At 61.9% G+C, this 21787-nt stretch carries 13 protein-coding genes and 1 pseudogene; 11 read left to right on the top strand and 3 right to left on the bottom strand.

Annotated features, from left to right (window positions below; translation table 11 throughout):
* Positions 1-212: 212 nt before the first annotated feature.
* The 9 genes and pseudogenes from JNK74_14395 to JNK74_14355 all read left to right on the top strand — a co-directional run bounded on the left by JNK74_14395 (position 213) and on the right by JNK74_14355 (position 11613).
* The gene (locus JNK74_14395; protein ID MBL7647372.1) at positions 213-1688 is read left to right on the top strand and encodes a trypsin-like peptidase domain-containing protein; all 1476 of its coding nucleotides are present in this window, start codon (positions 213-215) and stop codon (positions 1686-1688) included.
* Positions 1678-3072 (top strand): PDZ domain-containing protein, encoded by a 1395-nt coding sequence (locus tag JNK74_14390; GenBank protein MBL7647371.1) that lies wholly within the window; start codon positions 1678-1680, stop codon positions 3070-3072. The genes JNK74_14395 and JNK74_14390 overlap by 11 nt, the downstream gene beginning before the upstream one ends.
* Position 3073: 1 nt before the next feature.
* Complete coding sequence (locus JNK74_14385) at positions 3074-3703, top strand: hypothetical protein (GenBank protein ID MBL7647370.1); 630 nt, start codon at positions 3074-3076, stop codon at positions 3701-3703.
* 165 nt (positions 3704-3868) lie between these two features.
* Positions 3869-5308 carry an aldehyde dehydrogenase family protein gene (locus tag JNK74_14380; protein MBL7647369.1) on the top strand — a complete coding sequence of 480 codons (1440 nt, stop codon included), beginning with the start codon at positions 3869-3871 and terminating at the stop codon, positions 5306-5308.
* A 271-nt stretch (positions 5309-5579) separates the two neighbouring features.
* Positions 5580-7886 (top strand): hypothetical protein, encoded by a 2307-nt coding sequence (locus tag JNK74_14375; GenBank protein MBL7647368.1) that lies wholly within the window; start codon positions 5580-5582, stop codon positions 7884-7886.
* A gap of 598 nt (positions 7887-8484) precedes the next feature.
* Positions 8485-8850, top strand: a pseudogene (locus JNK74_14370) (prepilin-type N-terminal cleavage/methylation domain-containing protein).
* 414 nt (positions 8851-9264) lie between these two features.
* On the top strand, positions 9265-9555 hold the full coding sequence (locus JNK74_14365; GenBank protein ID MBL7647367.1) for a hypothetical protein: 291 nt from the start codon (positions 9265-9267) through the stop codon (positions 9553-9555).
* Positions 9556-9695: 140 nt separating this feature from the next.
* Positions 9696-10142, top strand: a complete 447-nt coding sequence (locus JNK74_14360) for an ankyrin repeat domain-containing protein (protein MBL7647366.1) — start codon at positions 9696-9698, stop codon at positions 10140-10142.
* Between the two features lie 262 nt (positions 10143-10404).
* Entirely contained in the window at positions 10405-11613 is a 1209-nt protein-coding gene (locus JNK74_14355; protein ID MBL7647365.1) for an ankyrin repeat domain-containing protein, read from the top strand.
* A 29-nt stretch (positions 11614-11642) separates the two neighbouring features.
* On the opposite strand, the gene JNK74_14350 is transcribed toward JNK74_14355, so the two are convergent.
* Together JNK74_14350 and JNK74_14345 are read right to left on the bottom strand one after the other, a co-directional pair.
* Positions 11643-13094 carry a DUF1501 domain-containing protein gene (locus JNK74_14350; protein ID MBL7647364.1) on the bottom strand — a complete coding sequence of 484 codons (1452 nt, stop codon included), beginning with the start codon at positions 13092-13094 and terminating at the stop codon, positions 11643-11645.
* A gap of 261 nt (positions 13095-13355) precedes the next feature.
* The gene (locus JNK74_14345) at positions 13356-15614 is read right to left on the bottom strand and encodes a PSD1 domain-containing protein (protein MBL7647363.1); all 2259 of its coding nucleotides are present in this window, start codon (positions 15612-15614) and stop codon (positions 13356-13358) included.
* An 834-nt stretch (positions 15615-16448) separates the two neighbouring features.
* On the opposite strand from JNK74_14345, the gene JNK74_14340 reads away from it, so the two are divergent.
* Both JNK74_14340 and JNK74_14335 read left to right on the top strand, forming a co-directional pair.
* On the top strand, positions 16449-17591 hold the full coding sequence (locus tag JNK74_14340; GenBank protein MBL7647362.1) for a metallophosphoesterase: 1143 nt from the start codon (positions 16449-16451) through the stop codon (positions 17589-17591).
* A gap of 107 nt (positions 17592-17698) precedes the next feature.
* Positions 17699-18133 (top strand): DUF393 domain-containing protein, encoded by a 435-nt coding sequence (locus JNK74_14335; GenBank protein ID MBL7647361.1) that lies wholly within the window; start codon positions 17699-17701, stop codon positions 18131-18133.
* Between the two features lie 27 nt (positions 18134-18160).
* Here the strand turns inward: JNK74_14335 and JNK74_14330 are convergent, their stop codons facing one another.
* A complete protein-coding gene (locus JNK74_14330) occupies positions 18161-21574 on the bottom strand; it encodes a response regulator (GenBank protein MBL7647360.1) in 3414 nt (1137 codons plus the stop codon).
* Between the last annotated feature and the right edge of the window lie 213 nt (positions 21575-21787).

Here is a 21787-nt window from a genome sequence, read left to right as displayed (position 1 = left end):
CGGCGCCGCAGGAACACCGCGAAGCAGCGATTTCGACTCGCCGGGAAGGATGTTCAACCGAGCGGCGTTGCTCAGGCGGGTGTCGTGTTCCAAAGGCATCGGGGCCGCAAGGGACTTCAACATTGCCGCGACGAACGGCGTACCGTATAATCACCGCGCGGCGGCTGCGCCCGCGTAACTGTATAGTTTTTCCAAGGTTAAGGAGAAAGCGTTTGAGGCAACGAAAGGTTTTCCACGCGCGGCGCGCGTGCGGATGGATGGTGGCGGCGCTCGCCACCCTCACCCTCCTCACCAGCGGCTGCGCGACGACGGGCGGGCGCTCCCAGAACGCCGTCATCCACGCCAAGAATATCGTCGCGCCCGCGCTTGTGCACATCCGGCCCGTCAAAGAAGTCTATGCCCAGGGCCAGCGGAAGGAAGTCCTCATCGTCGGCAGCGGATTCATCATCTCTCCCGATGGCTACGTCGTCACGAACGAACACGTCGCCGGCGAGAGCAAGGTGGTCCGATGCGTCCTCGGCGATAAGAACGAAGTCGATGCCAAGGTCGTGGGCGTTGATCCCTACACGGACCTCGCCGTATTAAAGCTTGACGTGCCCGAAAAACTACCTTTTGTGCGCCTGGGTGATTCCAGCAAGCTCGAAGCGGGCCAGACCGTCATGGCCATGGGCAGTCCCCACGGCCTTTCCCGGTCGGTCTCCATGGGCATCGTCAGTGTGACCGACCGCAACCTCGGCGGCCAGACCGAAGGTGGCATTTCCTTCTCCAACTGGATCCAGACCGACGCCGCCATCAATCCCGGCAACAGCGGCGGCCCCCTGGTCGATCTTCGCGGCGACGTCATCGGCGTGAATACCATGGTGCTTCGCGGCGCGGAAAACGTGGGCTTTGCCATCCCCAGCAACATGGTTCGCCAAGTGGTAGACTCCATCATCGCCAAGGGCCGGGTTGAGCGGAGCTGGGTCGGCCTCGACCTCCAGGAAATGCTCGCCCGCACCGATGACGCCACCCGTCAGGGCGTGGTGGTTGCCGATATCGACCCCCTTTCGCCCGCCGCCGAGGCCCGCACCCAGCCCATTCTGGGACCCGTGCGCGACGAGAGTGCGGCAACGCCGACCGGGATTCAGCCCGGCGACATCCTCGTCGCTGTCAACGGCACCCCGGTGAATGCCCGCTTCGAGGAAGACCTGCCGAAAGTGCATAAGCTGATCGCCGACCTCCCCGTGGGCCAGCCTGCCACCTTCACGTTCCAGCGCGGCGACCAGAAAATCGATATTCCCATCGTCACGGAAGAGCAGGGCGGCCTCAAGGGCGCCCAGGTGGAATACACCGAATGGGGCTTCACCGCCTCCGAACTGACCCCCGCCATCGTGCGCCGGGCCCGCCTCGAATCACGCCAGGGCGTCCTCGTCTCGGGGACCCAGGTCGGTGGACTGGCCAACAAGGTCGGACTCACCCAGGGCGATATCATTCTCTCCGTGGACGACGTCGTGGTGGAAAACCTGGAACAGTTCAGCACGCTCTATCGCGAGCGTGTGGACAAACAAGTTCCCCTGGTATTGCTTTCCGTCCGCAACCGCGCCCTGCACCGTTTCGTGCTGGTTAAGCAGGACCCCGCCATGAAGGAAGTGGCCACCGCACCGGCGGCGCCCGCGGTGCCCGCGGAAGGAGTACAGAATGTTGAGTAATACCATGCGCCTCGCCACCTTTTTTCTGGCCTTTGGAACCGTGCTCGCCGCCAGCGCGGACGACGGATTCGACACGGCCCTGCTCAAGAAGGTCTACAATGAACTGACGCCGGCTATCGGCATTGTCAATTACTCCAGCGAAGTGACCAACGCATCAACGGGCGAATCCTCCAAGCGCGACAATAACGCGCTGGCGCTCGTGGTGTCGCCCGAAGGCCTGATCATGACCCATGGTCACATGAAGGTGGAGAACAGCCAGCCCTTCAACATATCCGTTACTCTGGGCCAGGGCGACAGCGAAAAGGACTACGACGCGGAACTCCTCGGCAAGCCCGAAGATGTCAACGTGGCCTTCCTGAAGCTGAAGTCCGATCAGCCCCTGAATCTGCCTTTCGTAACGTTTGCGGAGAGCGGCTCCCTCGGCCTTGCCGAGCCCGTCGCGGTCGTCGGCCTGCTGGGCGACACACTCGACTTCAATCGCGCGCTCCACGTCGGCAGGATTTCTTCCGTACTGGACAAACCCCGCACCACCTATTGCCTCGACGAAGCGGTTCGCTTCGGATTCATCAATGGGCCCGTGGTCGACCGTGCGGGCCGGGTGGTGGGTGTCGTGGGCTTTGACCTCAGCACTGCGGAGGGCGGCGAACTCCACGTCCGCAGCGGCCATCCCCTGGTCTATCAGAGCGAACTATTCGCGAAATACATTCAGACGCCCCCCGACGGCTCCGCCGCACCCGCGGGCGCCGGCGATGCCTGGCTGGGCGTTTTCACCCAGCCCCTCACCGACGATTTCGCCACCTACTGGAAACTCGATCCCAAGGGCGGGCTCATCGTGAGCACCGTGGTTCCCGGCTCTCCGGCCCACACCGCCGGGCTTCAGGAGGGCGACGTCATCGTCAGCTTCGACGGCACCCCCATCCGCGCAAAGCAGGATCGGGAAGTCATGGGCTTTACCCAGCTGGTCCGGGAGGCCGGCGCGGGCAAAGCCGCCGCCGTTCGCGTACTCCGCAAAGGCCAGCCGGTCGACTTGACCGTCACCCTCGCGGAACGTCCCCGCGCGGCGGGCGATGCCGAGGAATTCGTCGACGATTTCTTCGGCCTCACGGTGCGGGAACTCACGCGCGACGTACGGATCCGCCTCAACCTCTCCGAAGAAGTTCAGGGCGTGATCGTCCGCAGCGTGAAGTCCGGCAGCATCGCCCAGGTTGGAAAAATGGGCCCCGGCGTCATTGTGATGGCGGTTGGGGAAATTCCCGTTCGCAACCTCGAGGAATATAAAGCCGCCATCGCGAAAGTTCAGGAGCAGAAACCGGCCGAAGTGGCCGTATTCGCGCGACTCGGCTCCGAAACCGGCTTCTTCCGCCTGGAACCGGCGTGGAAGTAGTATGTATCACGTAACCGTCAAAATCCCCGGCCCCTGGGGCCGGGGATGGGCTGCGGGCGTTACGGCGCTCGCGGCGGCTGCCTTCCTGTTGGCGGGCTGCGCTCCCCCGGCCTATGACCCGACGCTCCTCCAGCAGGCCGCGGAACTCGGCGAAAAAGAGCAAAAATGGGACGAGGCGCGGCCGATGATTCAGGAACATCTGCTGAAACATCCCGAAGATCCGGTCGGCCACTATTACTATGGACTCAGTTTCCTGCACCTGCAGTTCCCCCAACTCACCCTGGCCGAGGGTGAACTGCTTACGGCCCAGGGGCTTCTGGAGCGCAACGGGGACATTCCCGCGGGTCTTCTGGGCAAGGATCCCATCGTGTTCAAAGGCGAGGTCTACCAGAAGACCGCCCTCGTGTACATGCGGGCCTACTATGAGTCCACCCGCTTCAAGGTACCAGCCGAAGCCCAGCGCGATCTCCTCAAAAAGGCCATTGCCCAGACTGAAACCGGCCTCAAGGCCAACCCCGACTCGGTCCACATGAAGGACTACCATCAGGCCCTCATGGGCATGCTGAACGGGATGCCCGAGCGCACCCCCGACATCGTGACGCGCTCCGGGGAAAACGGGGCGGCGATCTAGCCCCATGCGCATGGCCCCGGGGCAAGGCATGGAACAATCCCGCCTTTTTCAGGTACACTTACCCGCCGCTGGACCCGCTTTGCGGCCAGCGTTCCCAGCCAGTGATATTCAGCAGTCTTTTCGGCCTCCGGGGCCGACTGCCGCCTAACCAGGGAGAATACGCCCATGCTCAAGGATTCCTATCCCTATTACCTCGCGAACAAGGCCGTGTACGCCAATACCGACCTCGACGTGATCGACAAATACACTGGCAAGGTCGCCACGAAGGTCGCCATGGCCGGTCCCGACGTGATCGATCAGGCCATCGCCGCCGCCGTGAAGGCCGACGGACCCTGCCGCCGCATGCCGTCCTACCAGCGCCAGGCCGTGCTGGAGCACTGCGTCGCCCGCTTCAAAGAGCGCGCCGAAGAGCTCGCCCAGACCCTCTGCATCGAAGGCGGCAAGCCGATTAAGGACAGCCGCGGCGAAGTTTCCCGCCTCATCGACACCTTCAAGATCGCGGCGGAAATGTCCGTGAACATCGGCGGTGAAGTCATCTCCATGGATCGCAGCGCCCGGGCCCACGGCTACAGCGGCATGGCCAAGCGCGTGCCCATCGGCCCCTGCTCCTTCATTTCGCCCTTCAACTTCCCGCTGAACCTGGCCGCGCACAAAGTCGCCCCCGCCCTCGCGGTCGGCTGCCCCTTCGTGCTCAAACCCGCCAGCCTCACGCCCCTCGGCGCGATCATCATCGGTGAAATCCTCGCCGAAACCGACCTGCCCGAAGGCGCCTTCTCCATTCTGCCCTGCCGTCGCGACGGCGCCGATCTCTTCACGACCGACGAGCGCTTCAAGTTCCTCAGCTTCACCGGCTCTCCCGCCGTCGGCTGGGACCTCAAGGCCCGCGCCGGCAAGAAGCCCGTGGTGCTGGAACTCGGCGGCAACGCCGCCTGTATCGTCGATCACGACACCGACCTCGACGACGCCGTGGCCCGCATGGTCATCGGCGCCTTCTACCAGTCCGGACAGAGCTGCATCGGCGTCCAGCGCATCATCATTCACGAATCCATCTACGACGCCTTCAAAGAGAAGTTCGTCGAAGCCACGAAGAAGCTCAAGGCCGGTGACCCGCGCGATGAAGACACCTTTATCGGCCCCATCATCTCCAAGGGCGAAGCGGACCGCATGGAAGAGTGGATCAAATCCGCCGTGAAAGCGGGCGCGACGCTCCTCTGCGGCGGCGGACGCAACGACAACATCATCGACGCCACGATCCTGGAGAACGTGCCGGAAAACGAGCCCATGTACGTAGAAGAGTTCTTCGGCCCGGCCTGTCTGTTGACCAAGTTCAGCGACTTTAAAGAAGCGCTTGATCAAGTCAACAACAGCAAGTTCGGTCTCCAGGCTGGCATTTTCACCCGCGACATCTACAAGGTCAACCTCGCGTGGGACGAGCTCGATGTAGGCGGCGTGGTCATTGGCGACGTACCCTCCTGGCGCGTGGACCACATGCCCTACGGCGGCGTGAAAGACAGCGGTTTAGGGCGCGAAGGCATCAAGTACGCCATCGAAGACATGACCGAGCTCAGGTTGCTCGTCGTGCGCACACCCCCGAACGCGCTGTAAGAGAAGAGACAATCTATATCACAGGCCGCGCTCGTCGGAGCGCGGCCTGTTGTCTTATGGGTCTTATGGGTCTTATGGGTCTTATGGGTCTTATGGGTCTTATGGGTCGTATGGGTCGTATGGGTCGTATGGGTCGTATGGGTCGTATGGGTCGGAATGTGTGCGCGAATACTTTCGGTTTCATTGGTCCCATAAGACCCATAAGACCCATGATCATAGGAGTATTTTTGTGAATATCCTCAAATCCATTTCCACCATCGTCGCCATCGCCATCGTCGCGCTTTCCGCTGACGCCCTCGACCTCTCCAGGGCGACCATCGTGCTACACGACACCTCGCCGGTCGGCGCAACTGCTGCCATTGTGTTGGTGGAGGAGGTGCAGCGTCGCACCGGGATAACACTACCTGTGGCAAAAGAAAGCCCGGCGGCATCCGAGCCCGCGATCTACCTGTTGTCCAGTGCCCAATTTGACGCTACCAACCCGCAGACCGCATTCTGGGCACCCGAGTACCTGTTGCCACCGGAATCACCCGGTGGATACGGCGTCTACTCCGGGACAAAAAAAGTGACCATCGTTGGCTTTGACGGCCCCGGTGTGCTCTATGGCGTGGGAAAGCTGCTCCGCAGCCTCGATTGGGGTCCGGGGAAGCTGGATCTTCCAGCGCCCCTGAGTATCACCACCGCCCCCGATGACACTATCCGCGGCCATCAGCTCGGCTATCGCACCACGGCCAACAGCTACGATGCCTGGACGCCAGCCCAGTATGACCAGTACATCCGCGAACTCGCTCTCTTCGGCGTGAACGCCATTGAGAACATCCCCTTTCAGGACGACGACAGCCCCCATTTCAAGGTGACGCGTCAGGAGATGAACGTCGCGATGGGCGAGAGCTGCAAGAAGTACGGCGTGGCTTATTGGGTGTGGACCCCGGCCACGGTGGACCTCACTAACGCCGAGGAGCGCGCCGCCCACCTGAAGGAGCACGAGGCCTTCTACCAGAAGACGCCCTACCTCAACGCCATCTTCTTCCCCGGCGGCGACCCCGGCCACAACCACCCGAAGGACGTGCTGCCCTTCCTCGAAGACATCTCCAAGCTGCTGGCGCAATATCATCCCAAGGCCGAAATATGGATGTCCCTCCAGGGCTTTGACGAAGAACAAGTGGATTACTTCTTCGAGTGGATAGAGAAGAACCAGCCCAAATGGCTCGCGGGCGCGGTCGGCGGTCCCTCCAGTCCGCCTCTGCCCCTCATGCGCAAGCGCCTGCCGAAGCAGTATCGTCTGCGCGACTACCCCGACGTGACCCACACGGTGCGCGCCCAATACCCCGCCGCCTGGATCGACCCCGCATTCGCCTTCACTTCGGGCCGAGAAGGCGTCAACCCCTCGCCCGTGCGCTACACGACCATCTTCCGCGCATTTGCCAAAGACACCGACGGCTTCATCACCTATTCCGACGGCATGCACGACGATGTGAACAAGATCGTGTGGAGTTTGCTCGGCTGGGACGTGGACGGCGATGTGCGCGAAGGCCTCATTGAGTATTGCCGCTTCTTCTTCGGGCACAGCGTGGCCGAGCGCGCCGCCGACGGGCTCTATGCCCTGGAGAAAAACTGGGAGGGTCCCCTCGCCCTTAACGGCGGCGTGGAGTCCACCCTGGCCCTCTGGCAACAACTCGACCGCGAGAACCCAGGCTTGAAAGACAACTGGCGCTGGCAGCTCTGCCTGCTCAAGGCCCACTACGACAGCTACATCCGCGGCCGCCTGATGCACGAGGAGAAACTCGAAGCGGACGCGAATGCCCTCCTCGCCGTGGCCCCTCAAATAGGTATTGACCAGGCCATGGACGGGGCTCTGGCGGTTTTTGCAAAGGCCGACACCGAATCACCCCGTCAAGAAACCCGCGCCGCCATCGTTGATCTCTGCGAGCGCCTTCACCAGTCCATTGGGTATCAGAGCAGCGTGGAGAAATATGGCGCGAACAACGCCCAGCGCAGCGCCGTCCTCGACTTTGTCGATTTTCCGCTGAACAACCGCTGGTGGTACGAAGACCAGTTCAAGGAGATCCGCGCCCTCGGCAACGACGCGGAAAAGCTTGAACGACTTAATACCATCGCCACCTGGGAAAATCCGGGGCCTGGCAGCTTCTACGACGATATCGGCAACGTAGCCCAATCCGACCATGTGCTGCGCGGCGAATCCCTCAGCACCGATCCGCTCATGCGGCGACACATGAACCCCGACTTCATGTGGTGGGACGATGGCCGCAGCCGTCTGCGCCAGTCCTGGGTCAGCAAGATGGACTGGCCCATGGGCTTGCGCTACGACGATGTGGATCCCGAAGCGGACTACCTCGTCCGCACCACGGGCCTCAGCCAGTGCCTGCTCCGGGTCAACGGCGAGCGTGTCCAGCCCACCATTGATGGAAAGAAAGTGGGGGAGATCAAGGAGTTCCCGGTGCCGAAGGAACTCTACAAGGACGGTACTATCATCCTCACCTTCGATGTTCCCGACGAACCCGGAATCAACTGGCGCGACGCCTCAAGGTTGACGGAGGTCTGGCTGATCAAGCAGTAACCGATCGGGCCAGGCCCGCCGGAGAGGAGACCCTTAGACGGATCAGACGGATCGAAGCAGTTAGATCGGTCCGATCCGTCTGATCCGTCCGATTGACGGGCCAGGATCTTCGTTCTGCCCCTCCTGCACCTCGCACAATTCACCCCAAAAAACAAAATGCGAATACTGCGGAATTATATAAAGCCCTTGACAATCTTTTCCTGTTAGCGTATAACCATTTTCGTGCTTGAGGAAAGTAGCAAGGCAGTTGGGCGTACATCCGGCAAGCGGGTATCTGCAGCGAGAAATCGGCCCTTCCCTTTTGTGAAGCGACGCCGAAAGAGGTACAGGTCGTCGTCCCATTTTCTCTTTATTCGGAGCGACGGCGTTCTACTTGGCCTTCCCGGTTGTGGTGTTTGATATTCGTGCTTTCACCTACCTTTTTCGTTTGACCCGCTCCACGCCATCCAGCCCGCCTTTGAACCGCTTTCCACGCCGGGTTGCCCCGTTGCCGCGGGCGCCCGCAGAGAGGAGGTCGCGACCGAGAAGACATCGCCGTATTCGTCGAATCAAACGTAATCATCTTTCAAAGAACTTTAATGGGTTAAGGAAGCGTATTATGAAAAGTTCAAGAAAAGGCTTCACGCTGATCGAACTGCTCGTCGTGATCGCCATCATCGGCATCCTTGCGGCCATCCTGCTGCCGGCCCTGGCCCGCGCGCGGGAAGCGGCCCGCCGCGCAAGTTGCCAGAACAACCTCAAGCAATTCGGCGTGATCTTCAAGATGTACGCCAACGAAAGCAAGGGCGAGAAGTTTCCGCCCCGACAGGCCAACGCCAACCGTAATCTGAATGGGGGGGACTATCGCCCGAATTCCAGTGGTGTGGTCGCGGGCAATGCAGACCTCGCCCGTTGGGTGAGTGCCGGGCATCTCTATCCAGAATACTGGAATGATTGGGCGCTGGCCTTTTGCCCGTCCGATTCCCAAGGGTACGATTCCTGGGTGCCCAACGACTATTCCGGCGGTGCAGATGACCGCGGATTCTGGCGCGTTATCGGCGTAGGTCACAGCTTCGCCGAAAATGCGGGTGCCGTGAAGCAGATTCCAGATGAGTACCTGCGCATCTATGGAAGACTTGTCCATGTACCCGGCATACCATCCAATAAATGCAAACCTGCTCTTGGTGTGATCCCTGAGCAGAGCTGCTTTGCGCTGGCTTCGAACTACAGCTACAGCTATTGGGGTCATGTGATCAAGGGGGAGTGGTTTAAGACCGAGGCGGACGTCACCGCGATTGCGACGGTGTTCTCGGCCAACAATGCTGTGCTAAGAAGAATCTACGGTTTCGATCAGAATCATACTTTTGCGCCGCTTTCCGACGGTTCGACCCCCACTACCATGCCAATCCGAGAGGGTATTGAACGGTTCTACATCACCGATATCAACAATCCAGGTGGTTCCGCTCAGGCGCAATCGGATATCCCCGTTATGTGGGATACGATCCTCACGAACGGCACGGGCGGGGCGATTGATGCAGCCCAGTTCAACCACGTTCCCGGTGGAGCCAACGTCCTGTTCATGGACGGCCATGTGGAATTCGGTAAGTACCCGCAGCCCGACTTCAGCAAGATGTTCATGCTCACCCGTCTGGTCCAGACGGCCAATACGGGCGGCAATCCCTTCCCGTAATAAATCGGGCGGTCCGCGTTGGCGGTTTCACGCGCGAGTGAACTACAATGTAGCGCGGGAGAGGCTTCATGGGAAGCCTCTCCCGCTGATATGTTGGGCTTGAAGCTGTCTTAACTGGACAGTGTCGGGGCAGTAGGCGGATGGTTGAAGCAGTAGCGGTGGATCGCCGCAATGAGGAGAAGTACTTCGTGAAGAAATGGCTGGGTGTTGCATCGATTATTGCATTTTCGCTGTTTGTGGCCGGATGTTCCGAAGGAGGCGGAAGGGCCGTCGATCCGGGCAACTACACCGGGGATATCGTGGGCGATTTCGTGATTGCCCTTCAGGCGGGCGACACGGAAAAAGTGCGGGAACTGCTCAAGACCGATTCGACACTGGCCGAGCTCCGGGACGAAACCGGCCAGTCACCGCTGCACTACGCGGTGCTCAGCAACAGCGTTCCCCTTGTCGAATTGCTGATCGACGAGGGAATCGATCCGAATGTGAAGGACAACGAGGGCCGCACGCCGCTGACCGTGCTGGAAGATTCCAACCTGCGCCTGGACGCGGCGCGGGACGCCCTGAAGGACGCCGGCGGCACCAACTGACCGGGGCAAGTGGGGAGAAGCGTATTCGGGGCGGCGGCGGTGGGCTGCCGCCTCTGAAACGGGGCGTAAACGTTGAGCTTTCCCTCCGATCTGTATTAAGATAAGTAGACAAACGCCGGTTCCCGACGTCGGGGGACTCAAACGGCAGCAATCCGGGGAGCACGATGGCTTGGCGGCTCGACGCCCTGGAATCTGGGTGACGTCGACCGGGAATGCGCCCCGGACGCAGCGCAGCCCACCAGCCCATCGGGGAGGATTTTCGTTGGACCTTTTTTCATCCATTTTCAAGGCGGCGCAGCAGGGCGATCTGGCCAAAGTTGAGAGGTTCCTCGATAAAGGGTCTTCGCCGAACGACGCCGACGCCGACGGCGCAACGCCCTTGATCCACGCGGCGGGCGCGGGGCACCGCGACATTGTGCGGCTGCTCCTGAAGCGCGGTGCCGAAGTCGATCGCCAGGGGCGCAAGGGCGACACGCCCCTGTATCACGCAGCCAAATATGGGCGGCTGGCGGTGGTGGAACTCCTTCTGGAAGCGGGCGCGGAGCCCGACAAGTGCGCGCGCAAGGGCATCACCGGACTCGTGGCGGCCGCCGCACGGGGACACCACGCGGTTGTGGAATTGCTGGCGGCCCACGGCGCCGATATCGAATATGAGGAAAAGCAGGGTCGCACGCCGCTGCTTCTTGCCGTGGAAGCGGGACATGTTTCCGTCGTGGAAACGCTCCTGGCCCTCGGGGCCAATGTAGAGCATCGCGGACTCGGCAATTCAACCGCGCTGATGGTGGCGGTGAAGGCGAAGGATCCCGCCATGGTCCGGCGGCTGCTCACCCGAGGAGTGGACGTGGATGCCCGGGACGACGACCAGCGCACGGCCCTGCAAATGGCGGCCGTCTGCGGGGGCTTTGAATCCGCGGAACTGCTGATTGCGGCTGGGGCGGATGTGGGTCAGCGGACCATGCTTGAGCGTTGGGATCTCGTTACGCTCGCGCGCAACAACAACTTCGACCGCCTGGCCAAGCTCTTTATTGATTGCCAAGAGGAGATTCGCGCGCTGGAGATACCGGATTCCCTGGTGGGCGCGATTCTTACGGGTGATCTGCGCATCGTGCGCCTTTTCCGGCGCAGCCAGCCCGATACGCTCAACATCCCGGTGAATGAAAAAGGCTGGACCCCGCTGCTGGTGGCCATCAACAAGGAACACTACGCCATCGCGGAGCATCTGATACAGCAGGGGGCCGAGGTGAACCAGGCGAACCTTTCCGGCGAGACGCCCCTGTACCAGGCGGTGGTCAAGGGGCACCTGGCGACGGTACGCCGCCTCCTCGCGGCCGGAGCCGACATACGGATTCCGTCACACGGTATGACCCTGCGCGAAGTCGCCAAGCGCGCGGGCAATCGGCCCATCTACGACTTGCTCAAACGCCATGCGAAGCGCATGGCCGAATTGGAAGCCGCACAGGGAACGACGTAGGGGCGGGACGCGGGGTCGCGGCACTCAACTCAGGTCATCACCTCCCGCACAACCCTTCCACCCACATCCGTCAGGCTCTCTTCCCGCCCCTGGTGAAAATAGGTCAGGGCCTCGTGGTCCACGCCCATGAGGTGCAGGATCGTGGCGTGAATATCGTGGAGGTGGACCTTGTTTTCCGCGGCGGCGAAGCCGAGTTCGTCGGTGCTGCCGTAGGTCATGCCGCCTTTCACGCCGCCGCCCGCGAGCCACATGCTGAAGCCGTAGGGGTTGTGGTTGCGGCCTGGCGCGCCCTGGCCTTCGCTGAAGGGCATACGGCCGAATTCCCCGCCCCAGACGACGAGGGTTTCGTCGAGTAGGCCGCGCTGCTCCAGATCGCTGAGGAGGGCGGCGATGGGCTGGTCGACTTCCGCGCCGTGCTGGCCGTGGTTTTTCTCGATGCTCTCGTGGGCGTCCCAGGTCTCTGCGAGGTGGCCGCCGCCGGAGTAGAGCTGGACGAAGCGGACGCCGCGCTCGACGAGGCGGCGGGCGACCAGGCAGTTGCGGCCGAACTCGTCGGTGGGTTGTTGGCCGACGCCGTACATCGTCAAGGTCTCGGGCGATTCGTTGGTGATCTCCACGGCCTCCGGGGCTTCGGCCTGCATGCGGTAGGCGAGTTCGTAGGTTTCCACGCGCGCGGCGAGTTCCTGCGCGCCGGGATATTGCGTCATGTGAATCTCGTTGAACTTGGCCATCAGGTCGAGTTGCGCGCGCTGGGCCTCGCGGCTCAGGTGCTCGGGACCGTAGAGGTCGAGGATGGGATCGCCGACGGGGCGGAACAGCGTGCCGGCGTAGGTGGAGGGCATGAAGCCGCTGGACCAGTTCGGCTCGCCGCTGATGGGGCCGCCGCGCTTGTCCAGCATGACGACATAGCCCGGCAGGCTCTGGTTTTCGCTGCCAAGACCGTAGGCGCACCAGCTCCCCAGCGAAGGCCGCCCGATGAAGGTCTTGCCCGTGTTCATGGCCACCAGCGCGGAGCCGTGGGCGTGGCTGTCGGTGTGGCACGAGTTGATGACGCAGAGTTTGTCGGCGTGCTTGCGCACGTTCGGGAAATAGTCGGAGATGAGGAGGCCGCTCTGGCCGCCGGGACGAAATTCGCGGAAGTTGGGCGTCAGGTAGCCCACCTTGCGCCCGCCGGAATTAATGTACTTCAGATGATCGGGCATGGTCATGCCCGCGTACTTCCGGAGCTCGGGCTTGTAGTCAAACGTGTCCACCTGGCTGGGTGCGCCGTTCATCATGAGAAAGATGCACGACTTCGCACGGGTGGAGAGCAGGGGAGGGCGTGCCGCGAGCGGGTTGAGGCTCGCGGCGCTGGCGCTGCGCGAAAAGAAACCCTCGCCCGACAGCAGCCCCGCCAACGCGACCCCGGCAAAGCCCGCGCCCATCTCCCAGACAAACTCGCGGCGGGTCTTGCCGCAGGGGAATTGGCGGTGGTCGGTCATGGAATGCTCCAATCAAAAATTCCTACCACGAAGAACACGAAGCGCACGAAGGGGGTAAGAAGGTGAAGAGAGCGCGTGCGGGGTGACCACGATGTATGCGTCGCGGCGCAACGTGATTCAGATATCGGACAGCCGAAACTGGCAAAAAGCTCAACTCCCAAAAAATTATTTCCTTCTTTTCTTCTTCGTGCTCTTCGTGTTCTTCGTGGTGAAAAACATCCATAGGTTCCGCTGAAATCGATTCGCATGTGACGTGCGTTGTTAATCCACATAAATAAACTCATTCCCGTTCAGCAACACATGGCAAAGGGACTCCAGGGCGCGCTGGTCGGGGACATCCAATCCCGCCTTCGCAAAGCGCGCCTGTTGATCGACCAGATGCTCCAGCGAGAGCCGCGCCTCGTCGAGCGTCGGGTCGCGCTCCAGCGCGTATCGCCAGGCCAGCCCTATGCGTTCCTCCGGCGTAGCGCCCGCAGTGGAGATCACCCGCCGCGCGAGTGCCGCGCTGCGTTCGTGGGTGAAGGCGTTGTTCAGCAGGGCCAGGGCCTGCGTCGGCGCAATGGTCGAATCGCGCTGGGCGCAGGGAAGGGTCGTGTCGGTGAAATTAAACGTAGTCATCATCGGCGGCAGTAAACTGCGCTTGCTGTAGATATATAGACTGCGGCGGTGTTGCTGGCCCTCGGGCGAGGCTTTCCACGCGGCATCCTTCGTGGACAGGCCCTCCAGGGCATCGGCCGCGATGGCGGGTTTGAAGCTCGGCCCACCGCGTGTTTCGTCGAGCTCGCCGGTCACGGACAGCATCGTGTCGCGCAGGGCCTCGGCATCGAGTCGGCGGCGCTCGGCCCGCCACCAATGCATGTTCGACGCGTCGGTCAAGTTGTACGCGTCCTGTTGTGGATGGACCGTCGCCTGGCGATAGGTGCGCGACAGCAATATCATGCGGTGAAGTGGCTTCATCTTCCAGCCCCCCTGGATGAGTTCATTCGCCAGCCAGTCGAGCAATTCGGGGTGCGTGGGCAGGTCACCCTTGTAGCCGAAATTGTCCGGCGTGCGCACCAGTCCCTTGCCGAAGTGGTGTTGCCACAGGCGGTTCACCGCCACGCGCGGCGTAAGCGGATTGGCGGGGTTCGTGATCCAGCGCGCCAATTGCAGACGGCGGAAAGTGGATTTCGCGTTGGCGGGCGGCATGTCGAATGGGCGGTCCAGCGCGGGTACAACAGTGAGCACGCCCGCCTCCACGGCGACGCCCGGTTTGTCGCGCTCGCCATTTTTCAGCAGATGAATAGGTTGGGGCGTGTTCGTGATATCGGACCAGCCGAGCACATTCTCATAACCGAGTTCTTCCGGCGTCGGCCCGCCGACATACTTCCCGTCGCGCGCTTCAATGGCGCCCGGCCAGAACGCGGCGGCCAGGCGGTAGTAGTCCGTCTGGGGGATCGGGTCGAACTTGTGATCGTGGCACCGCGCACACTTCACCGTGAGCCCGAGAAAGGCGGACGAAGTGACGTGTACCAGATCTTCAAGGCGCTCGTATTTGTAGTCCTGCGCGTCGTTCGGTTCATCATTCCACGTGCCCAGGCGCAGCATGCCCGTGGCAATGACGGTGCGCTCGGTACGGTCAGGCACCTCATCGCCCGCCAGTTGCTGAACCACAAACTGGTCGTAGGGCAGGTCGTCGTTGATCGCATCCACCACCCAGTCGCGGTAACGCCAGGCGTAGGGCTTTTCCTGGTCCCGCTCATACCCGCTGGTCTCCGCAAAGCGCACCACATCGAGCCAGTGCCGTGCCCACTTTTCGCCGTAGTGCGGGTTGGCGAGCAGGCCATCCACCACGCGCTCCCACGCATCGGGCCGGTCATCGGCGACGAAAGCTTTGATCTGTTCAAAGCTTGGCGGCAGGCCGATCACATCATAGTACACGCGCCGAATCAGGTTGCGGCGATCCGCCAGGGGCGCAGGCTCCATGCCGGCCTTTTCCAGCCCCGCGAGGATGAAGGCGTCGATGGGATTGCTGGCGAGTTCGGGGTGCGTGACGTTTGGTGGCGCCACAGGCTTGATAGGCTGAAAAGACCACCAGTCGCGCCCGCCGCGCACTTCGGTCGTGGCTTCATAAAGGTCGAGCTTGCGGCCTTCGGGCCACGGCGCACCCGACTGAATCCATTCGCGAAGAAGTGCGATCTCCGCTTCGGGCAGTTTCCGCGAAAGCCCTTTCTCTTCGGGCGGCATTTCGCCCGCCAATACCCGCGCAAAAATGTGGCTCGCGTCCGGCGCACCGGGTACGACAGCGGGGCCATCGCCGCCGCCCTTCAACAAACCCGCCCGCGTGACCAGCGCCAGCCCGCCGGAGGGGTCCCGCTCTTGATGGCACTCGACGCAGCGCTTCACGAGCAGCGGCGCGATCTGGTGCTCGAAGTCGGGTGGCGCGGCATGGGACGCCCAGCCCGGCGCAGTGAGCGCCAGCACGTACAACAGGCAAACACCTCCGGTGCAGCCCAAAATGCTCCTGCCTTGAATAGCCATTCTGGTAGTCCCTGAAACCGTTCTAGTTTCGGATTGCGGCTCCACAGTAGCAGCACAGACCGCGTTGTGGCAAGTGTCGGGAAGACGACATAGAAGGGTGTCTTGGATCACAATCTAACCAAAAATTTGATCACGGACACGGAGGCGCGGAGAAGAAGACATTCAGTGTCGCCGGTGTCGAGTGTGGATATGGCCGCGTTGGAGGGCCTCTCTGCTCCCCTCCCTCCATTACGTTCTCCGTGCGCTCAGTAGTCAATATTTTTGGTTCATCCGATTGGAGCGTACTCCTTTCGTTCTTATTAAAAGGGGGCGGTCAATTGGCCCAGTTTTCTGGCCCGAAGGGCCAAAAACATATTAGCCCAGGGCAACGCCCCGGGTTAAATGGAACAACTACGATTCAGCCCTGAAAGGGCGGCACAATACGCCGACTAAGGCCACTCTGTACCGCCCTTTCAGGGCTAGGAGGCAATTGGGATTGCTTTCCCAGGGCGTTGCCCTGGGCTAGTTTGTCGGTGGCCCTTCGGGCCGGAGGGCAATACACCAGTCGCTCGGAAGAATACCTGTCAATAACCGACGCTCCTCCATTGACGCACCTGGCATTCTCGGTCCGAACAAAATGTACCGTCAAACCGGATGAACCATTTTTACTTATCTGTGCGGATCTGTGTGGATCTGTGGGAAAACTCTTTCACTGTGTCTCGCCAGTAACCATGGCGTTGTTGATCCAATCGTTGCAATTGCGCAATCTATTGCCGATGCAGCAGTCGCTGAGCAGCAATAGACAGGATGAGTATGGACATTCAAAACAAACCAACAGGAAAGCACCGGCGTGGGATGACCCGCCGCGAGTTTTCGCGTCGGGCCGCGCAGGCATTCACCCTCGGCACAGTTTCGCGGCACGTCGCGGCCGCGGATGCCATCGAATCTCCCCGCCAGTTTCGACTCTGGGCCATGTCCGACGCCCATGTGGGCACCGATCTCAAGCAGGGCCGCGAGAGCCTGGCCGATGCGCTGCGCCAGAGCGAAGGACCCGGCTTCGACTGGGATATCGCGGTGAACCTGGGAGACTTTTCGGGGAACCAGGGCTCACCCAAGGATGAAGAAGGCGCGGAGATCGTCCGTCAGTTCGGAGCGTTGAAGCACCATCGGCGCGAGGCGATTTATTGCGTGGCGGGTAACCACGACGCGACCTACAAGGACGAGGAAACCCAGTGGTGGTTCAAGAAGTGGATCGACCCCACCGGCGAAAATACGGCCCATTCCGGTGTGGACCCGAAGCGAATGCCTTATCCCGTCGAGGGCACGTGGGAACGCTACAGCTTTCGCGCGGGCAATCTCCTCTTCCTCATGATGAGTGATCGCAACGATATGGGGCCGCCCGTGGGCCGCGGCGAGCGTGGAGGCTATCCTTCCGGCGCGGTGATGCCGGAAACTTTCGACTGGTGGAAGGCGCAGGTGGAGGCCAATCCCGACAGCATCATCATCTCCGCGCACCACCACATGCTCAAAGAGACCACCGTGGCCTCAGGCCCCTGGGAGGGCTATGTGAAAGACGAGCAGGGTAACTGGAGATCCAACCTCCACGGGTACTACGCCGATGGCGGGCCCATGGGCGCTTCCTATCTCTACTGGCTCGGGGAACAGCCCGACGCCCAGGCCTTCGAACGCTATCTCGCGGAGCACGAAGGGGCCATCGACCTGTGGCTCGGCGGACACACCCACACCAACCCCGATGATCGCACGGGAGGTCGCTCCCACATCGAGCGGAAGTGGGGCGTGAACTTCGCCAACGTCTCGGCGCTCACGCGCTTCCACGGCCGCCACCATTCCACGCCCATGAGCCGCCTCTTCACCTTCACCGAAGGCAGCGCTCAGGTGCGCGTGCAATGCTACCTCCACACGGCCGACTTCGCCCCCCAGGGATGGTACGACGCTGAGGAACGAATACTCGATCTGGGGAAGGCGTTTCGGATGTAGAAATGGCGCCCCCCAGGCGCCGAGGAATACCGCGTGCTCACAGTTGAGCACGCCGCTGCTGTATCCTTGCGGCTGGCGATTCCGCCCCAGTCGGAAATGATGTCCCTATGAATACTCGATCCAGTCAGACTAGAGATGCTCCAACAGGTGATCGCCCCATTATCTTTTTCGACGGCGTCTGCGGCCTGTGCAATCGCTTCGTGGATCTCATGCTGCGTGTGGATAGCAGGCAAGTGTTTCTCTTCGCACCCATCCAGGGCGAGACCGCCCGAGCCTTGTTGCCGCCGATTGGCGAGGATCCGGAACAATGGTCCATGGTCTATCTGGACGAGCGGGGCATGCACGATCAGTCCGATGCTTCGCTGGAAATTTGCAGGAGACTGGGCGGGCTGTGGTCGGTCCTGGGTTGGCTTCGCCTCATACCACGTCTTGTGCGCGATCCGGTCTATCGCGCGATTGCGCGAAACCGCTACAGCCTCTTCGGCAAGCGAGATACCTGTCGCGTGCCCGGCGCGGAGGAACGCGCCCGATTCCTGCCGTAGCACGCGTTCGAGTTTTGCAATGGGCCGTCAGGCCTCGGGAAGTCCGAGATGGGCTCTGATTTTCTCCATCAGTTCCGCCTGACGGAAAGGCTTGCGAATGATGTCGGTCGCATCGGAGGCCAGAATCTCCCGAAGCTCTTCATCGAGGACGCCGCCGGTAACGAAGATCACGGGTATTCGTTCCCCGCCTTCCATAGCGCGGATGCGCCGCGTCGTCTCGATCCCGTCCATGTCGGGCATGGCCTGGTCCATGAGGATCAGGTTGGGCTTCCAGTGCTGGAACGTCTCAATGGCTTCCGCACCGCTGGATACACCGACGACGTCAAAGTTGAAGAGCCTCAGGAGCTTGTCCATGACGCTCAGGTTCGTTTCGATATCATCCACCACCAGGACCCGGATGTTGCCCATGGCCTCGGCGGCGTGGCTGTGGCCGCTCGAAGTGGTCCGTGGCACTTGCTCGGGGTGACCCGCGCGGACGGGAAGGCTCGCATAGATTGACGTGCCCTGGCCCGGCTGGGATTCGATGCGCATTTCCCCATCCATCGCTTCAATCTGCCGCCGGCTTATGGGCAGACCCAGGCCGGCGCCACCGGCCCTGCGCCCGGCGGAAGCCTGCTCAAAGGGTTCGAGGACCCGATTGAGCGCCTCGGGCTCGATGCCCTGTCCGGTGTCTCGCAACTCCAGGTGCAGCAGAAACGCATCGGGCTGATCCGGTTGCGCCTCCGCCCTGCAGAGGAGGGTGATCGAACCGGCGGGCGTAAACTTAATGGCATTGCCGATAAGATTGATCAGGATCTGGCGTATCTTCCCGTGATCCGCGATGATATATTCGGGTACGGAGTCGTCGATCCGCGCGCGAAGAGCCACCTTGTCGGGGGCGCACTGTACGCCGAGCATCTGGAGAATATGATCGACGCATTCGCGGAACTTGAAGGTTTCCAGGTTGATGTTCAGCGTCCCGGCTTCGATTTTCGCCATCTCCAGCACGTTGTTGATCAGTTCCAGCAGGTGATCCCCGCTGCGAATGATGGTGTTCAGGCTTTCTCCGTCCTCCGCCGAGCGGCTTCCGGATTTCTGAAGCACCTGGACATGACCGAGAATGGCGTTCATCGGGGTCCTGATTTCGTGGGACACGTGGGCCAGAAACTGGCTCTTGGCGCGGTTCGCGGCCTCCGCCTGCTCCTTGGCCTCGCGCAGGCGATATTCGGATATGCTCAGGACCCGGTAATTGGTGAAGAGGAGCCACGCCGCAACCAGAATCGCCAGGGCCAGCCCACTGATAGGGATCAGGAACGCCGGCGTGGCCCAGAGAGGAGGGAGCACGGTAAAGGGGTGCTGCGCCGGCGTGGGGTCCGTGTTGAAATTGATATCGGCCGCCTGGACCTCGAAGACATATTCGCCATAGGGCAATTGGGGCGAGATTACGCTGCGTTCGCGGGAAAAGGGGCTCCAGGGTACCGCGTCCGCGTCGCCACCCGCCGGCCGAATTCTCGACGCAAAAACCAGTTCGTCTCGACCGGATATGTCCCACCGATCCCGGCCTTCAAATTGAAACACGCTACGGTCATTGTAGGGAATCTGGGTCGGCATCTGCCGGATTGTCGTTTCCGGCGCTTCGATATCCGGCGAATAGCGCAGAATTCCGGTGTCGTTCAGCGCCGCCCAGATATTGCCCGACGGATCTTCGGAGATCGTGGAGATACCGCCACTGGGAAAACCGCTCAACTCCCCGTACCAGATCCAGCGACCCCGGTCGTAACTGGCCAGACCCAGATCGAGGGACCCCGACCAGATGCGACCGGACTGGGTCCGCAGCAGGCACGACACCCGGGCGCTCGGGTTCTTTTCAAAGGGTATTACCGAGTCCAGCGCGCCACTCTGGTACCGGTAAATGCCGTCTTCGTTGACGCCGACCAGGACTGTCCCATCGGGTTCCTGGATGAGCCCCCGAAAGTTCTTCCCATCATGGATCTGGTGCAGGGGCGAGGCCTCTCCGTCCGGAGAGAGCTTCCAATGCTCCAGCGCCACCAGCGTGGAGACCAGCAATTCATCACCGGCGATTACCAACAGGGAATTGACGCCTTCCTGCGGCGCGTTGGGGCTGGCCGGACTCCTGACCCAGGTGCCCGAGACCTGCTGGTAGATCGTATCGACACCCCATGCGATCAAATAGCCCGAGCCGGATTCCTGAACATTTCTGGCGTCCGGGGGGAGATCCAGTTGGTCAAGCACCCGCAGCGTGTCGAGATCCCATCGAAGCGCCCGGCCTTCCCGCGCAATCCACAGCGTGTTGCCTCGGCCCCGGTTGATGGAGAGATAGTGTCCGGGTTCAATCTGACCTACCGCGCGCCAGCCGCCATCCACGAATTGATGCAGTGCCCCCTTGCGGTCCGCCATCGTCGCCGGGGTCCGGCTGTCGGCATACAGGGCATTGCCCGTCGGCCAGAAGCCCGCTTCGGAATGGGGATAAAAGGTCCAGCCCTGGCTCCCAATACGAAACACACCCAGCTTGGTGCCCACCCACGTTTCATCGACCTCCGGGAAATGCCGGATTACCTGCATGACGAACCCGTCCGTGTCCCGAAGCAGGCGGACCTCGTTGCGGTTTGGGCCGTCCTGGAATTCGACCCGGCTGAGGAATGCGACCGCGATATCACGCCCGGCGCGGGGCGAAACGGAGCGCGCCCGCTCGGTCGATTCATGGGTCCAGCCCGCCTGCCCGGGGGTCTGGCACCAGAGCCCGCTGCGCCCTGCGGCATGAACACGGCCATCGTTTCCCACGCAGATGGACGAAACGCCGGTTACTTCCGGATCGCCCGGGCCCTGGAACCAGGCGCCCTTGCGATAGCGCAGAATTCCATTGTCGTCGGTCCCGATGACCATCGTTCCGTCGGCGAGTTCCTGCACGCCCGCGATACCCGTGTCCATTCCCGTGCGATCCCGGTCCGCCACCAGCGACCAGGCGCCCCGCGGGCTTTCGGACGGCCCGCCCTCGCCGTCGGGTGCAAACTGGATGACCTGGCCCCCCTCCAGTCCGAACCAAATCCGCCCGTCGCGCAGGGGGCAAATGGTGTAGACGCTTGGCGCGTCAAGATCCGGCACTCCCGTAGGGATTTTCACCCAGCGATCACCAATCAAGACCGCTATTCCGCCCACCCCGCCGGTCCAGAGAAGTCCCCGCTCATCAAAACGCACGTCGCGAATATCGTGGGATGGCAAGCCGTCTTCCAGCTCGTAGCTCTTCCACTGGAGTCCATCGTAGGAGGAAACACCGCGCCCCCAGCAGGCAAACCACATGACGCCTTCCGGGCTCCGGTCAATGCCCCGGACCACGGACCCCGCCAGTCCGGCTTTCGCGCTGAAATGTTGAACGGGATAGGTCGGCAGGGCCGCGCAGGGCCGATGGCTCAGCACTACGACCGCGACCCAAAGAAAGGCCACAAGAGCGGCGCGTCCCGGACGCCACCCCCCGCGCGGGACCGCGTGGAACGTCCGGGCGCTCCTTCGGGAAACGAATGCGCGGCGGGCACTAACGGCGCTCCCCGCGCCCGATTCTGTCAAGACCATCGTATCTGAAACTCCCTGTGGCTCCACCGTAATTCCCGGACTCCGCATTCGAAGTCCACGCGGCATGGGGCCACAAGCGGGGTGATT

The organism is Candidatus Hydrogenedentota bacterium, assembly GCA_016791475.1.
Taxonomy (GTDB): domain Bacteria; phylum Hydrogenedentota; class Hydrogenedentia; order Hydrogenedentales; family JAEUWI01; genus JAEUWI01.
This window is presented reverse-complemented; position numbering and strand designations above follow the sequence as displayed.

What these genes read in the sequence shown, in the direction of transcription:
- JNK74_14390 (MBL7647371.1), top strand. Translation starts at nt 1,678, where the DNA reads ATGTTGAGTAATACCATGCGCCTCGCCACCTTTTTTCTGGCCTTTGGA.
- JNK74_14385 (MBL7647370.1), top strand. Translation starts at nt 3,074, where the DNA reads ATGTATCACGTAACCGTCAAAATCCCCGGCCCCTGGGGCCGGGGATGG.
- JNK74_14380 (MBL7647369.1), top strand. Translation starts at nt 3,869, where the DNA reads ATGCTCAAGGATTCCTATCCCTATTACCTCGCGAACAAGGCCGTGTAC.
- JNK74_14365 (MBL7647367.1), top strand. Translation starts at nt 9,265, where the DNA reads ATGCCAATCCGAGAGGGTATTGAACGGTTCTACATCACCGATATCAAC.
- JNK74_14360 (MBL7647366.1), top strand. Translation starts at nt 9,696, where the DNA reads ATGGTTGAAGCAGTAGCGGTGGATCGCCGCAATGAGGAGAAGTACTTC.
- JNK74_14350 (MBL7647364.1), bottom strand. Translation starts at nt 13,094, where the DNA reads ATGACCGACCACCGCCAATTCCCCTGCGGCAAGACCCGCCGCGAGTTT.
- JNK74_14345 (MBL7647363.1), bottom strand. Translation starts at nt 15,614, where the DNA reads ATGGCTATTCAAGGCAGGAGCATTTTGGGCTGCACCGGAGGTGTTTGC.
- JNK74_14340 (MBL7647362.1), top strand. Translation starts at nt 16,449, where the DNA reads ATGACCCGCCGCGAGTTTTCGCGTCGGGCCGCGCAGGCATTCACCCTC.
- JNK74_14335 (MBL7647361.1), top strand. Translation starts at nt 17,699, where the DNA reads ATGAATACTCGATCCAGTCAGACTAGAGATGCTCCAACAGGTGATCGC.